Below are 15,345 nucleotides of genomic sequence, written 5' to 3'. Positions count from 1 at the left end.
GACAAACAGGACAAACAGGACAAACAGGACAAACAGGACAAACAGGACAAACAGGACAAACAGGACAAACAGGACAAACAGGACAAACAGGCGCTCAGGCAAATAACTCAGGGTTTGGCTTGCTTTCTACTCGCGGTTCGGTTGTTGTCGATTCGAGAACGAATACCTTGGTTATCCGTGAGACCGTAAAGCGTCTGGAAGAGATAAAGAAACTGGTACGAAAGCTTGATGTGCCTGTGCGTCAAGTGATGGTTGAGGCACGGGTTGTTATTGCAAATGATAACTTTATTGAAAATTTAGGTGTCAAGTTCGGTGCGGCAAAGTCTGCAAGTCTCGGCTCTGATAAGGTATTTGGTATCGGTGGATCAGGGACTCGAAGTAACAGTAGCCCCGATGCGAATGGCAATGTAGGTACTCTAAATGATACATTGGTTGACTTGGGGGCGGCGGCGATAACGGGGACTCCTCCAGGAGCTTTGGGAATGACGCTTGCTAGAGGGGCTGATTATGTGTTGAATCTTGAGCTTCAGGCATTACAGGCTGAAGGAAAAGGTGAAATAGTATCCAATCCAAGAGTAATGACTATGGACCGTTGTACTGCCGTTATGACTCAAGGGATCCAAATTCCTGTTACAACGCCCGCGACGGCAAATTCGCCAGCGACTGTCACTTATAAAGATGCTGTTCTTGAATTAGATGCAACGCCGCAAATTACTCCCAGTGGGGCAGTTGTCATGAATTTGTTGGTTAAAAAGGATAATCAGAATACAACAACTAATGCTAATCCTGTGTCAGGTAATCCAGCCATTGATACAAGACAGATTAAAACATCGGTACTTGTTGAAGATGGGGAGACAGTAGTTTTAGGTGGTGTTTATGAAGGAACTGAATCAATAAATAGAAATAAAATCCCGTTTTTTGCCGATTTGCCTGGTATTGGTTTTCTATTTACCAATTCAGCAGTGAATAAGACTAAAAATGAGTTGTTGATTTTCGTCACTCCAAAAATCATAAAAGATAATATAGCCACCGATTGATTGCTTCTACTTGAAGCAAAAAGAGGGGATAATGCCCCCCTTTTTTATAGATTAACCCTCAAATAAGATAGGTCATGGCGCGATCAGAGAATATATATTTAGTTGGCCTCATGGGGGCAGGAAAAACTACAATAGGACGGCAGTTAGCTAGGGCGCTGAAGTTGCCTTTTTATGATAGTGATAAAGCGATTGAGGAAAGAACAGGCGTAGATATTCCGACCATATTCGAGTTCGAAGGAGAAGAAGGCTTTAGGGATAGGGAACAAAAAATGATTCAGCAATTGACACAAATGGACGGTATCGTGCTGGCTACCGGTGGCGGTGCAGTTTTACGCGAGGAAAATCGCAAGTTGCTGAAAAAAAATGGTTTTATTGTTTATCTGCAATGTTCGGTAGAAAGGATTTTAGAGCGGACGCGTAGGGATACGCAACGCCCGTTATTGAAAACCGATAACCCCCGGGATCGGATCGAGACTTTATTCGCACAGCGTGAGCCGCTGTATTTGTCTTGTGCGGACTTTAAAATCGATACGGGAGTTATGCAAAGCAAAGAAGTTGTTAGTCATATTTTAGAAAAATATAATTCGATTAACCGTTAAAAGAAACTCGCGTAGGGCGAATTAGCGCAACATAGTTCGGCTTACAAATACTAAGAAATATGAAGACATTACTGGTTGAATTAGGTGACCGTAGTTACCCGATCTATATAGGCTCTGATTTATTGAGCCAGTCCGAACTGTTCACAAAGCATATAAAGTCCAAGCAGGTTGTTGTGGTTACCAATGAAACCATTGCTCCTCTATATTTGGATGCGGTTTTAAAGAACTTGCAGGGCTATACGGTCGAAGCAGTGATATTGCCCGACGGCGAGCAATACAAGACTTTGGACTTTGTAACCCGAATTTTTGATAAATTGCTAGCGTGCAAATTTAGCCGCAACGCCACGCTGATTGCTTTAGGCGGCGGTGTTATAGGTGATATGGGCGGTTTTGCCGCAGCGTGTTACCAGCGAGGCATTTCATTTCTGCAAATACCGACGACATTGCTGGCCCAGGTTGATTCTTCGGTTGGTGGAAAAACCGGCGTTAATCATCCGTTGGGCAAAAATATGATTGGTGCTTTTTATCAGCCGCAATGTGTCATTGCCGATGCCAATGTTTTGGATACTCTGGATAACCGTCAGTTACGTGCAGGTCTGGCCGAAGTGATTAAGTATGGCTTGATCAGAGATGCCGAGTTCTTCGATTGGCTGGAAAATAATATCGATGCATTACTGGCCAGAGATAAGCAGGCACTAGCTTATGCGATAGAACGATCATGTATCAATAAAGCTGAAATTGTCGCCGAAGATGAAACGGAATCCGGCGTCAGGGCAACATTAAATTTAGGACATACTTTTGGGCATGCGATAGAAACCGGTACCGGTTACGGTAAATATTTACATGGTGAGGCCGTAGCGATCGGTACCTGTCAGGCAGCCGACCTTTCTAAAAGAAAAGGTTGGTTGAATGAAGAAGATAACGCACGAATTACCGCTCTATTCAAGAAAGCCAAACTGCCGGTGGTTCCTCCGGAACAAATTGATTCAGATCGGTTTTTAGAATTAATGGCGGTAGATAAAAAGAATGTAGATGGTCAAATAAGACTGATCTTGTTACAAAAAATCGGCATGGCGACATTGCCTATAGATGTAGACCGAGATTTATTGGAGATGACACTTAAAAACTATGGTAGAAGATGATACTTTTACTTATCATGTGAAACAGCAGTCGGCTGGTCAAATCAATAAAACAACTGCTCAATCCTTGATAACGAAGGAACGAACACAGAAGCTTGATTTATTGATTCATTTACTTTCGAACTTGGCACAAGCCCTTGTTGTTTGCGGCCCGGAAGGTATAGGCAAAACAACATTGCTTAAAATTTTGCAGGAGCGCAAGACTGAATCATGGCATTATTGTCTTATGCAGGGGAATGCTTTCATAAGCTTTGAGGCGGTGCAGGAGCAGTTGGTCAAGGTCCAATCCGCTCAATCGTTATCAACAGCTCCGGGACGGCATGCAGGTCAATATAAACAAACTATATTAATTATTGATAATGCGGGCGAATTGGTTCCCGGCTTAATTGCCGCAATTATTCAGTATGCAGCGGCGAATCCCGCGTTAAGGGTGATTTTTGCTTTAACGCATGATGAATTGCAGGTGAAGCGAGGTTCGGACCGAGCGATTGATAATTGCCATATCGTTGAAATTCCGTCCTTGTCAGAGAAACAGTGCGGCGACTTTTTGCAGCATTTATCAACTTTATCTTATGCAAACTTGTCGTTTAAAGCCATTAACGACAATATGATAGCGCATATTTATCGGGAGACTCACGGGGTTCCGGGAAGAATTATAGCCGAAGTGTCCGGGGGATTTTCCGGCGGTGCTAAAAAGAAAGGCGGGAAATTAAAATGGATACTTGCCTTTGCCGGTGCGACTGCAGTCGCTATAGCTTTAGGCGTTCAATGGTTAATGTCGTCGGCAGTTGCTCCAGGCATTGCTCTATCTCCTGTATCCACTCAGTCGTCAAAGAGTGATGATAAGCAAGCCGTAGCGTCCGTTGCTGTTGAACATAATGAGGACAATATCAAAGCTGAGTCTCCTCAGCCGGAATCTCGGATAATGCTCACATTACCGCCGGCTCCGGCTCAGCCAGTTACCCCGCAGCAATCATTACCGGCAAAGGATGAGAGTAAAACGATAGAGCCTTCGGGTGACGGCAATGTCGACAACAAGAATGATCGGCAGATGGTTATCCCTTCGGCAAAACCGGAAGCGAGCAATGCGGCTGTTGATAAGCAGCCGGCAAATATTGAGCTTCATCCCTTAATGACTCCAGCACCAATACAGGTAACAGCACTGCCTGTAACGCCTGAAGGTGCTCAAGAAAAACCAAAGCCGCCGGAGTTAAATAAGACGGTCAATGTAGTCACGCCGCCCGCCGTTCAGAATCCGGGAACTAAAACCCAAACTGAGCAGGTAAATAAAGCTGATACTGGACAGAAACCAAACAAGAAGCAACTTGAGGTTGCACAACAGAAAACAGCTGATCAGCTTTGGGCGGCGCGAGAAAAGCTAAAACAAGAGGAAATGAATAAAGCGGTTAATAGTATAGAACCATTGGCGCCCAATAAATTGGAGACAATCCAGATACCGCAAAAGCCCGTAGAAATTGCAGCTATCCCTGAAGGGCAAGTGCTAGGAACAGTGGTCCCTCAGAAAGTGGAAGCTGAAGTATTGCCATTGGTAGAGACAGCGGGCAATTTTACGTTACAGCTTATGGTGTTATCAAAGCAATCTTCCGCGGACGATATGGTTAGAAAATATCCCGCGTTTGAACCGGATATTAGAGTCATCAGAACAATAGCCAAAGGCAAAGAGAAATTTATTTTAGAGTATGGATCCTATCCTGATGCCATATCGGCAAATAAAGCCAAGGAATCCTTGCCTTTCGAATTTCGCAGAGCATTAGTCAGAAAAAAATAGCTCGGTAAAAAACGTCATATCCATAGCGGGCATATGTCGCCCAGGCGCTAAAACGCCATAAAATATTCAATCGGAACAATTAAATTCATGACTGCATTAAAAAACGATACCTTTATTAGAGCGCTGTTAAAACAACCTGTGGCATATACGCCAATTTGGATGATGCGCCAAGCAGGCCGTTATCTGCCCGAATATCGCAAAGTCCGGGAGCAGGCCGGCAGTTTTTTAGATTTATGTACTAATCCTGAATTGGCTTGCGAAGTCACTTTACAGCCATTGCGGCGTTTTAACTTTGATGCGGCTATTTTGTTTTCGGACATATTGACCGTACCCGATGCAATGGGATTAGGACTTTATTTTACCGAAGGAGAGGGGCCTAAATTTAAGTATCCGGTAAGAACCGCAGCAGATGTGAATAAATTGCCGATTCCCGATCCTGAAATAGATCTGCGTTATGTCGTTGACGCAGTACGGTTAATAAAGAAAAATTTGCAAGGCAGCGTTCCGTTAATCGGTTTTTCCGGTAGTCCCTGGACATTGGCGACCTATATGGTTGAAGGCGGCGGCAGCAAGAGTTTTCAAAAAGTTAAAAGCATGATGTATGAGCAGCCCAAGCTGATGCATGCGATGCTGGATAAGTTGGCGCAGTCGGTCGCAAGCTATTTGAACGCTCAAATTGAAGCGGGCGCTCAGGCGGTGATGCTGTTCGATACCTGGGGCGGCATGCTAGCGACTGAAGACTATACCGAGTTTTCTTTATATTATGCCAAGCAAGTCAGAGCCTTACTTAAAACCAACGTCGACGGCCAACAGATTCCAACCATCCTGTTCACTAAAGGCGGCGGGCTTTGGCTGGAAGCCATGGCCGATTCCGGCTACGATGCTCTCGGGTTGGATTGGCAAACCGATATACAACAGGCGCGTGCCAGAGTCGGGCATCAAGTCTCCTTGCAGGGCAATATGGATCCGGTTGCGCTGTATGCGAATCCTGAAGTTATCGCCGGTAAAGTAAAGAGTATTTTAGGTAAGTATGGTTCCGGTTCAGGCCACGTGTTCAACTTGGGGCATGGTATTTTACCGGATATGAATCCCGATCATGTTAAAGCGATGGTTGATGCCGTGCATGAGCATAGCCGGGCTTATCATTTTTAATCAAATCAATAAAGAGGTTACGACTATGAGCATACCGAAAATTTTTTTGGCAGCCAGTTTACTCGTCGTCAATGCAGTAGTTAGCGCTGAGAGCAAGCCTATTGATATTACAGTCCATAGAAGTCCGACCTGTACTTGTTGTGGTAAATGGCTAGCGCATCTGAAAGAGAATAATTTCAATGTAGAAGATATCGTTACCAATGATGTGCAGTCTATAAAGGATAAATTTGGCGTTACCAAGGAAATGGCTTCTTGCCATACGGCTTTGGTTAACGGCTATGTTATTGAAGGCCACGTGCCTGCAAATGACATTAAAACGTTATTGAAAACCAAGCCTAAAGTTGCAGGGATTGCTGTTCCCGGCATGGTTAACGGTAGTCCCGGAATGGAAATGGGGGCAACCAAAGATCCTTATAAAGTGATGAGTTTCGATCAAGAAAATCACACTAAAGTATTCAATAGTTACGAAGGGACGCGATGATTCTGGCCGGTGACGTAGGAGGTACAAAGACCATCCTCGCACTGTTCAATACCGAAGGTAATAATGTTAGATGTCTAAAAAAAGAACAATTCTCCAGTACTAACTATCAAACATTCACCGATCTATTAACATCATTTTTGATTGATGTAGATTGTGCGCTAATTGTAGCTGTCTGCGTCGGAGTGGCCGGAGTTATTGTCAACGGCAGTTGTGAAACAACGAATTTGCCATGGATACTCAGTATTAAGGAAATGGGCGAGCTGGTTAATAGCCAAAATGCCTGGTTGTTGAATGACTTGGAGGCTACTGCATGGGGCTTGCTGGATTTGCCGGCGCATGACTTTGTCGAGCTGAATCCTAATGTGCAACCATTGCCGGAAATAGAAAGTGTATCTCGATCGGTAGAGGACCGAAGCGGCCGGCAACAGGGCAATATTGCCGTGATTGCTGCAGGGACTGGCTTGGGTGAAGCAATAATCGCATGGACTGGCTCCACCTATCATATTATTGCCACTGAAGGTGGGCATACCGATTTTTCACCCACTAATGAGCAGGAAATAGCATTGCTCAGGTACTTATTGGGAAAATATCCAGGACACATCAGTTGCGAGCGTCTGATATCAGGAGAAGGTTTGGTCAATATTTATCAATTTCTCAAACATATTAACTATGCGTCAGTTAATCTAGGGATCGAGCAGGAAATAGCAGTGCGCGACCCTGCCGCGGTCATAGGCGAAGCGGGGGTTGCCGGAGAAGATGCTTTATGTGTCGAAGCGTTAAGGTTGTTTTGCCGGCTATATGGCGCGGAATCCGGAAACTTGGCGTTAAAGTGCCTGCCTTACGGTGGTGTTTATTTAGCGGGAGGCATAGGGGCAAAGATTCTGCCTGTTCTGCAACAAGGTGAGTTTATGCATGGTTTTTTGGCAAAAGGACGTTGTCGGGCTGTATTGCAAAAAATATCGGCTAAAGTATGCACCAATCCGGAGGTCGCTTTGTTAGGCGCGCTAAGTTATGCAAGAAAACAGTTAAGCTCAACTCAAACCTTGGCAGATCCTGCATAAGAAATAATTCGGAGTTTGGGATAGAAAAATTATGACCAGTGAATCAATATTTGTTAGCGATTAGAGCTGCGCCAGTAGCCTAATGTAGCGAGTCTATCCTAGCGGATACGTTTCCCCTTTTTGTTCGATCCGTTGTACTTTTGGCGGTTCAAGAGATTCTATCTCGCTATATCCGCCGCTTTTCACGCTCAGAATTTTCCAACTGCTACGCTACTGTTTCCGTCTGAAAAGTCTGTTCCGCTTACTGTGCTGTTTGCACATAAATGCTAAAGAGTCCAAGAAACCTTGTTCTCCGCTTCTCCGTCGACTATGGGCGTTATCATCGTTTATTGTCGTTACAATAACAAATCTAAGCCTTAGTTAACCTCGGGTATAATTATCTATCCCGAACTTAGATTGCAGGGGAAAAATTTGGCTCCGCTATTATTAAAAAGACGCTTTTTATAAACGAACTCATTTTACATAGCTCAAAATTATTATGATCTTAAGGCATTTTGTACTCTTATTTTTTACCGGTTTATTGTTATCTGGCTGCGATAATCGAGCACTTACTGGAAGTTGCTCCTCCACAGATACTCAAAAGGTAATTGGTTCGCTTCTTACGGAGCAAACACAAAAACTAACTGCTGAGAAAAAATACGACTATTATGATGGTTCATTTGTACTGGTTGGTTCCAAAATTCGGGCGGTGTTAGCCCAAGTTCAAGTAACTGTTGAAAATGCCAAAATGATTAAACAAGATCCAAATAGCAGCATAGTTTTTTGTGGAGGACAATTAAAGGTCACAGTTCCAGAGGCTACGCTTGCGGATGTCGATCAAACTCGAGAAATGGAACATCAAACAAAAATTGCGCAGTACGCTGGGCAATTAAATATTAAAAATAGCAATAATGTTTTTACTCAAGATGTGGAATATTCAGTAAAACGGACTGATACTTCTAAAGAGCCAGTTGTTGACTTTGAAAGCGACGCGTGGGCGCACTTACTTGATGAAATTACTACGTCGGCATTATTAAAGCCGACATTGGACGGGCAAGAGATACAAGAAAGTTATTATGTTCAGGATGATCCGCAACCAACGCAAGAAATTGATTTGAAGCCTGAGGTGGGGGCATCCTTGTTAGGTTCCGAGAAAATGAGAGCGATTCAAGAAAAACGTGGTTTAGAGAAATTAAATCAAGAGTTGCTTGAAGCGGAGCAAGCTGAACAAGAAATCTTAAAAGAAAAAGTAGCAGCCCAATCTTCGTCAACCGCAAACATGGCCAAGCAAATTTCTCCCAGCTTCAATTGCGCAAAAGCGACTAAGGTAACGGAAGCTGTAATTTGCGCGAATGCGGAGTTGGCTGCTTTGGATGTTGAGAATATGAAGCTCTATAAAAATGCGAAAAACATTGATGCTGTAGCGACACATGAAATTTGGAAAGCTTCAATCAAGTCAAAATATGCTTGTGGAACAAATGTTGATTGTATAAAAGAAGTTTATAAAGAATCTATGCTAAATTATGGATGTATTAGTTCTGACAATGACTCTGACTGTGGAGTTGATGCGCCACAAGAAAGCGAGCATCTAAGTCAATGAAAGGAAATTAAAGTCAGCCAGGCGGTCGAGCTGTGGCCAAATATTAACTTGGTTTAGTGACCTTGCCCTAATCTAGCGGGCACTTGGCTAAGAGAGTAACCCGTGCCGTATCACGGATACCGCTGCCATTGATGGCCATGTCCACCACTTGGTCTTTAATGCCCGGTTCACAGGCTTTATAGCGGTAAGCCAACATGAAGGTTTTCGTGCTGCACTCCGGATTTCGACAGCGATAACGCTGGGTGCCTAAGCCGCTACGGCCGGATTTCATAATGTCGCTGCTGCCGCAATCGGGGCAGGTAATTTCTTGATAACAGGTCATACGCGATAGGATACATCAAAATCACATTTTTGACCCATTACCGACTATAGGAGATATTGCTGGTATATTAGGCAGAGGAACTGGCGTGTGATTTCCTTTGTGTATTTCTGTTATAACAAGCTGGATATCTACTTGCAGAGGCATTGTAGGACTATGGGGTTGTGTAAATCCGGTAATGTTTTTCGTATAGGACGCGCTAAATATGCGCCAAATAGCGTCACGCTCTGCTGTACTGGCTTTTGATAATTCTGCATTTGTATAAATAACTCTTCTTGCCGTACTTACAATGGTTGTAAACATTGTCATCTCCTAATAATTCTTGAATACGTAAGTTCTATATAGCATATAAGGTTTCTAAAATATGCCTAATACGTTACAAGAAATTCAATGTAAGAATTTTTTTGACGACTTATTTATATTGACTGAATATAGAAGAGAGAGTGACTGACGGTATAGCTGCGATTCTCTAATTTTCTTAGCCTCTCTATAAGCCGTAGAAACAGACGAATCGTATTCCAGGTTTGAAATGCTGAGATAAAGTGCGAAAGCTTCATTAACTAAATTTTTAAGTTTCTTTAAACTAAGCATCTGATTAAATCAAAATAGTGGTTTAACCAGGTTTTATGCAAAGAATATGTCAATTTTATGACTTAGCCAATGATCGGGATCGGCTTTGCTGCCTAAATAAAGGTGATGAAAACATCGAGTTGCCCGTGCTTTCTAAACTTTCACTGAGGATTTTTAGCACGAAGTCAGCTGAACTCGGTAAATCGAAAATGCATGTCTATAGAAATCAATAAGCAATGAAGCCGATTTATATGCCGCAGCGCCCTTTTAGCCGTATTAAAATTGCTTATCAAGACCTGCTTGCTGTAAAGCTGCATTAGCGGTGTGTTTGGATTTAATCTTGCCGTCCACTACAAAATTTTTTTCGGAAATTGGGCTAAACCATATTTCGTGGTCGCCTTTCCCCTGTCGGACTAGATAACAACCTGCCGACTTTAGCGTTTTTTTAAGTGCAGGTGTAAAGTCTCCCATTAGTGCGCGTGCAGTCTATCGGCCATGAAGCCTTCCAACATAAACGGCAGTTCATCGTCAGCAAGTTCTTTACAGTTTAATGCCATGAGCTCCGGAATAACGATTTTTAAACGTTCGATTAAAGCGTCCATCGTGCTAGCTTCAATAGCTAACCCATCTACATCGGTACTAGTTGCTACCCATACCCTAGCTTCTTCATCCCATTCTGCATTGATTCTAAGTGGTTGCATGTTGTTCCTCTAAAAGACTGTAGAAAATAATCTTAGTAAGCTTCTCATAGAGCCCTTATAAGATTGGATTTAATCTTGGAAAATAAATTCCACCGTAACATTCCAGCATTCATCTGTAAATATGGTTTGATACTTCTTGGGGGCGGCTGTTTCATGTGCGCTGCCAAGATATGGTGTTGACTTTTGATAGACAAAAATGGCTAAAAGCCTGCGGGAATCCCATAACATCATTGGCAAGGTCAGCATTAACCAAAGCTCGTTTGAGCACTGAGTGGCATTTCAATCACAATCTCCTAATTCCGCCGATAATCCTGTTGAGAAGTGGCACTTGATAAAAAGCGTTGAAATTTTGCCCGTTACTTTAGAAAAGAGCGTCAACATTTTTTTATTAATTACCGCTATCTGACTGTTTTAATAAAATCTACCATTCCAATTGACCGATAAACCTGATGCTGAGAGTGGGGAACATTCAACGCCGCTTTGCATAAGCCCTATCGAAAAGTTTGTCTTGGATAATTATTTTGACTTTATAGGTTATTAAACTTATAAGTTAAATTCTCACAAGCTTGCCTCAAAATAAAAATCTGCGACAAAACTCGTCCAAATTTCCATGCAGATCATAATCGATCTGCTTTAATCATAATGACAACTAGAGAGATTGAGATGGATAACATGAGTGAAGAAGATCGTAAACGCATTCTCGAGAGCCCCCCTGTTGGTACTTTTGCGCTGATGTCAGTGGTTATCGGCGGTATGGTAGTCGCTTGGCTATTTCTTTATTACGGCGTATTTCTGCCGAGAGGCTAAGGTTTCATTATGCAAACAGAACCATTTATACAAAAATATAGGCAGTTCTTGCGAGATTTTTACACGCAATTTCGTGCTCTCCCTATCGATCAATTAGAACGAAAATGGATCACTATCTCGATAGGGGTAATCGGTCTTTTTGTCGTTATCATTGTTATTGATGCGTTTTTCCACGGCGTTAATCCTCCCAGTAAAGTTGAAACGGTTGATTCCGCCAGTCTGCATTTAAATAAAGAGTTTGCTGAAGATAATCTCGGTGTTCAAGTGGACGAAAAGGGCCGTATCATCGTCAGAATGGTCGCCGGGCGTTATTCTTTTTTTCCAAAGAACATCAGCGTTCCCGCCGAGACGCCCATAACCATCCGTTGGGTTAGCATGGATGTTTTACACGGCGTTCATATCCCAATGACCAACATGAGCACGATGATTGTGCCAGGTTATGTGGCTGAAATCACCACGACCTTCCCTAAACCCGGCGAGTACCCGGTGCTGTGTAATGAGTATTGCGGTTTGGGGCATAACCATATGTGGAGCAATATCTCCGTCATCGCCAAAGAAAATTGGACTGCCCCTGCAAAGTCGCCCGCTAAAGGAGGAGCAAACCATGAATGATGCAGCAGAGCGAAAACTGGCATTAAGCCATCTATGGGTCGCCTTCATGGCCTTTGTGGTGGCGTGTTTCATGGGTGAATATCAAGTAGTGGAACGTAGTGGCTTGATCCCAACCCTGGACTCCCCCAGTGTTTATTTTGCCTCGGTCAGTACCCATGGAGTATTGATGGCGTTTGTGCTCACCTTCTTTTTTATTATGGGTTTTGGCTATTACATTGCCACCACCAGCTTAAAGCAGCCGGTATGGAATAAGCCGCTGGCATGGGGGGGCTTCTGGCTTGCTTTAGTCGGCGTCGTGCTGGCTGCTGTTCCTTTACTGACCGGCAAAGCATCGGTGCTTTATACTTTTTATCCTCCCATCGTTGCGCATGCCGCATTTTATATTGGCGCTACCTTACTGGTTATCGGATCCTGGATTTGGTGCGCGATCATGCTGGTGATGTTTATTCAGTGGAAAAAGGTTAACACCGGACAACCTGTACCTTTAGCGATGTTTGCAACGGCCATGAATGCCATGTTATGGCTATGGACCAGTGTCGGTGTTGCTGTAGAAGTCCTGTTTCAATTGATTCCCTTGTCTTTGGGTTGGATTGATACAGTTGACGCGGGGTTAGCCAGAACCTTATTTGCCTGGACGTTACATCCTATCGTTTATTTCTGGTTGATCCCTGCTTACACCGCTTTTTATGTGTTTGTACCTAAACAGGCGGGCGGCTTTTTGTTCAGTGATGAGGTAGCTAGACTGGCGTTTATCGTATTGGCCGTGTTTGCATTACCGATAGGCTTTCATCACCTTTATATGGATCCGGAACAGGCGAAAGGTTGGAAGTTATTACATGGCATCGGCACTTTTGTGGTCGCTTTACCCACGTTGGTGACGGGGTTTGCGGTCATTGCTTCACTGGAAATTGCCGGACGCTTACGAGGAGGCAAGGGTTTATTTGGTTGGATAGGCCACTTGCCTTGGACCAACACGATGGTCCTCTCGGTCATTTTAGCGTTATTGATGCTGATTTTTGGCGGTTTTGGAGGGATCGTTAATGCTAGTTATGCTATGAATGCGATGATACACAATACCGCTTGGGTGCCGGGTCATTTCCATCTGATTTTCGCCGGCACCACGGTCATTATGTATTTTGCGATTGCTTATTATTTCTGGCCTATTCTGGTAAAAAAACCGTTATTTTCGAACTCAATGGCTCTGGTTCAGTTATGGACGTGGTTTATCGGCATGAGTATTTTAACAACACCCTGGCATGTGCTGGGATTGTTAGGCCAGCCTCGCCGGATTTCCAGCGTGGTTTACAACAATTTACTGACTTTAGCGTGGCAACCCTACGAGTTTATGATGATATTCGGCGGTTTAATACTGCTGGGGTCCGCTTGCTTATTTATCTATATTTTGGCAAAGACGCAACTGAATCCGGCAGCCGAAGTATTCGATCAACAAATTGAATTTGCAGAGCCGATACATACAGTAGAGTCTCTACCTGAATGGCTGAATGACATTAAACTCTGGAATAAAGTGATCACCGTTTTAATGCTTATCAGTTTTGGCTATCCCATCTTACAGTTCTTTTTTATGAACACGTCCGGTTCATCGCCATGGGGATTTTAAACATGAAACGAATGCTGCTCTTACTCGCGTTTATTGCCCCCATTGTGGTCAAAGCTGAGCCTTCCTCTCACGTTGCCTGGACACCTGACGTCCTGGATCGGGTTAAAAATGGCGATATAGACAAAGGTAAACAACTGGCGGAGTCTTGCCAAAGCTGTCATGGCGATCAAGGTCAGGGCATGAAGGAAGAAGTGAGAGATAATGAAACACTCCCAGCCATTCCTGAACTTGCCGGTCAAGTTGCGTCTTATACTTACAAACAGCTACGCGATTATGCTAATGGCAGTCGAGAGCATGCTCAAATGAACGGCATCGCTAAAGGGCTGTCCGAACAAGATGCGGCAGATTTGGCTGCTTGGTTCAACTCCTTACCTGCACCCGCACATCAATCGAGCAATCAAAATTTGGCCCGAGCGGCCAAATTGGTTGAGCAAGGGGATGGCAAACGTACTCTGCCGCCCTGTTTCGTTTGTCATGGCGGAAAAGGGCAGGGTGAAAAACAGGATATTCCGTCACTGGCGGGACAACAGGCTGACTACTTCACCAGAACTTTGCTGGACTATAAAAATGGCCGGCGGCACAATGATATATACAGCCGTATGCGTTTTATTGCTCAGCAACTGAGCGATGAGGAAATTAAAGAACTAGCCCGGTATTATCAGCAATTAAAATANGCTTATTTTTCTTATCACGGGCGGGCCTTCCGTTGCCTAGGGTTAGTTCATGCCTCATATTCTATACCGGCTGTCAATGCGTAAGTTCTAGATATATCGGATGTTTCACCAATAGAATCAATGAAAGTATTTATAAGATCAAAAAATGAAGACGATACAGAACTGGAAAAAAGGTATCAACTCATTAAAGAGGAATTTAGTAAGTTCAAATCAGTTTTATATAAAACTAATGCTGATTTGTCTTATAAATGGCGGGCAGCTAATGCTATTTCGGTTGCTTTATCTGGTAATAAAGACGTGGAGTTAGCAAAAAAACTTCTCGAAACAACAACGAGAGAGGCACTTAATGAATATAAAGAAATACAATGCGGACGGCTCTGGTATTTGTGTGGAGCTATAGTTTTTTCGGTAATAACCACTTTAGTTGCCTTGGGTTTCTATATCATCAGGACATCCGATTTTGTATTAACTAATCAAGGACTAATGCTTTTTGTATACGCATCGGCATTCTCCGCATTTGGCGGACTCCTTTCTGTTTCAATTAAACTAAAAGANACTACACCTGCTTCAACCTGTCCGAGCATTTGGAGCATGTCAGCCACGATGTGGTTAGCAACTTCCTGAAACAGAGCCGTATAACGGCGCGGCAGGTGTGGGAACTGGTCAAAGGGCTGATCCACAATACCGAGGACTCGTTCTTGATTATCGACGACAGCGTCCAAGACAAGCGCTATTCCAAGTCGATCGAGTTGGTCAAGACCCAGTACAGCGGTGCGGTGGGCGGCTTGGTGCGCGGCATCGGCGTCGTCAACCTGGTCCATAGTGACGGCCAAGACCATTATCCGGTGGATTACCGGATTTATCACAACGCCGCCGACGGTAAGACCAAGAACGACCATTTTAAGGACATGCTCGTCAACGCCATTGCCGACAAAGGACTCAAGGCGAAAACGGTGTTGTTCGACAGTTGGTACGCCTCCTGGGAAAACCTGAAACTTGTTCATTCGCTCAAGCGAACTTTTTACACGACCCTAAAAAGCAACCGTATGATCAGCCTCAGTAAAGAAGAAGGCTATGTGCATCTCGATGCGATCGCGTGGACGCCGGAACGGCTCCAATTCGGCGTCGTCGTCAAACTGAAAAAAGTACCGTTCAAGGTCAAATTGTTCAAGCTGGTCGCCCCAAACGGCGACATTGACTGGCTCAT

General features: G+C 43.9%; 17 protein-coding genes and 1 pseudogene. 13 read left to right on the top strand and 5 right to left on the bottom strand.

The features are described 5' to 3' along the window. From pilQ to EKO24_RS03180, 8 genes are all read left to right on the top strand, one after another. A partial coding sequence (pilQ, locus tag EKO24_RS03215; protein ID WP_143733165.1) for a type IV pilus secretin PilQ occupies nt 1-1,037 on the top strand: 1,037 nt, incomplete at its 5' end. 74 nt (nt 1,038-1,111) lie between these two features. Next, nucleotides 1,112-1,636, top strand: a complete 525-nt coding sequence (gene aroK / locus EKO24_RS03210) for a shikimate kinase AroK (protein ID WP_127029669.1) — start codon at nt 1,112-1,114, stop codon at nt 1,634-1,636. 59 nt (nt 1,637-1,695) lie between these two features. Further along, entirely contained in the window at nt 1,696-2,778 is a 1,083-nt protein-coding gene (aroB, locus tag EKO24_RS03205) for a 3-dehydroquinate synthase (RefSeq protein WP_127029668.1), read from the top strand. Further along, on the top strand, nt 2,765-4,564 hold the full coding sequence (locus tag EKO24_RS03200; protein WP_127029667.1) for an AAA family ATPase: 1,800 nt from the start codon (nt 2,765-2,767) through the stop codon (nt 4,562-4,564). Before aroB ends, EKO24_RS03200 begins: the two co-directional genes overlap by 14 nt. Before the next feature lie 87 nt (nt 4,565-4,651). Further along, a complete protein-coding gene (gene hemE, locus EKO24_RS03195; protein WP_127029666.1) occupies nt 4,652-5,716 on the top strand; it encodes a uroporphyrinogen decarboxylase in 1,065 nt (354 codons plus the stop codon). A gap of 25 nt (nt 5,717-5,741) precedes the next feature. After that, on the top strand, nt 5,742-6,197 hold the full coding sequence (locus tag EKO24_RS03190) for a DUF411 domain-containing protein (RefSeq protein WP_127029665.1): 456 nt from the start codon (nt 5,742-5,744) through the stop codon (nt 6,195-6,197). Next, entirely contained in the window at nt 6,194-7,258 is a 1,065-nt protein-coding gene (locus EKO24_RS03185) for a glucokinase (protein WP_127029664.1), read from the top strand. The genes EKO24_RS03190 and EKO24_RS03185 overlap by 4 nt, the downstream gene beginning before the upstream one ends. A 478-nt stretch (nt 7,259-7,736) precedes the next feature. Next, a complete protein-coding gene (locus tag EKO24_RS03180; RefSeq protein WP_127029663.1) occupies nt 7,737-8,837 on the top strand; it encodes a lysozyme inhibitor LprI family protein in 1,101 nt (366 codons plus the stop codon). Between the two features lie 82 nt (nt 8,838-8,919). Here EKO24_RS03180 and EKO24_RS03175 read toward each other — a convergent pair. From EKO24_RS03175 to EKO24_RS22290, 5 genes and pseudogenes are all read right to left on the bottom strand, one after another. Beyond that, a pseudogene (locus EKO24_RS03175) lies at nt 8,920-9,159 on the bottom strand (IS1-like element transposase); the annotation flags it as partial. Nucleotides 9,160-9,180: 21 nt separating this feature from the next. Then, entirely contained in the window at nt 9,181-9,459 is a 279-nt protein-coding gene (locus EKO24_RS03170; RefSeq protein ID WP_127029661.1) for a hypothetical protein, read from the bottom strand. A 543-nt stretch (nt 9,460-10,002) separates the two neighbouring features. Beyond that, entirely contained in the window at nt 10,003-10,197 is a 195-nt protein-coding gene (locus EKO24_RS03165) for a type II toxin-antitoxin system HicA family toxin (RefSeq protein ID WP_127029660.1), read from the bottom strand. Continuing rightward, complete coding sequence (locus EKO24_RS03160) at nt 10,197-10,427, bottom strand: DUF1902 domain-containing protein (RefSeq protein WP_127029659.1); 231 nt, start codon at nt 10,425-10,427, stop codon at nt 10,197-10,199. The genes EKO24_RS03165 and EKO24_RS03160 overlap by 1 nt, the downstream gene beginning before the upstream one ends. 69 nt (nt 10,428-10,496) lie before the next feature. Beyond that, complete coding sequence (locus EKO24_RS22290) at nt 10,497-10,673, bottom strand: hypothetical protein (protein ID WP_154671572.1); 177 nt, start codon at nt 10,671-10,673, stop codon at nt 10,497-10,499. A 417-nt stretch (nt 10,674-11,090) separates the two neighbouring features. On the opposite strand from EKO24_RS22290, the gene EKO24_RS22615 reads away from it, so the two are divergent. From EKO24_RS22615 to EKO24_RS03135, 5 genes are all read left to right on the top strand, one after another. Then, nucleotides 11,091-11,234 carry a hypothetical protein gene (locus EKO24_RS22615; RefSeq protein WP_162853324.1) on the top strand — a complete coding sequence of 48 codons (144 nt, stop codon included), beginning with the start codon at nt 11,091-11,093 and terminating at the stop codon, nt 11,232-11,234. 9 nt (nt 11,235-11,243) lie between these two features. Further along, complete coding sequence (locus tag EKO24_RS03155) at nt 11,244-11,846, top strand: cupredoxin domain-containing protein (protein ID WP_127029658.1); 603 nt, start codon at nt 11,244-11,246, stop codon at nt 11,844-11,846. Next, nucleotides 11,839-13,464 (top strand): b(o/a)3-type cytochrome-c oxidase subunit 1, encoded by a 1,626-nt coding sequence (locus EKO24_RS03150; RefSeq protein WP_127029657.1) that lies wholly within the window; start codon nt 11,839-11,841, stop codon nt 13,462-13,464. Before EKO24_RS03155 ends, EKO24_RS03150 begins: the two co-directional genes overlap by 8 nt. Further along, on the top strand, nt 13,452-14,222 hold the full coding sequence (locus EKO24_RS03145) for a c-type cytochrome (RefSeq protein WP_479680436.1): 771 nt from the start codon (nt 13,452-13,454) through the stop codon (nt 14,220-14,222). Before EKO24_RS03150 ends, EKO24_RS03145 begins: the two co-directional genes overlap by 13 nt. A gap of 500 nt (nt 14,223-14,722) precedes the next feature. Continuing rightward, nucleotides 14,723-15,345: transposase (locus EKO24_RS03135; protein ID WP_161990561.1), on the top strand; the 623-nt coding region annotated here is incomplete at its 3' end.

It is taken from the genome of Candidatus Methylobacter oryzae (assembly GCF_003994235.2).
Lineage (GTDB): Bacteria > Pseudomonadota > Gammaproteobacteria > Methylococcales > Methylomonadaceae > Methylobacter_A > Methylobacter_A oryzae.
Note: the sequence above shows the minus strand (reverse complement) of the source record. Positions and strands in the feature narration are given on the sequence as shown.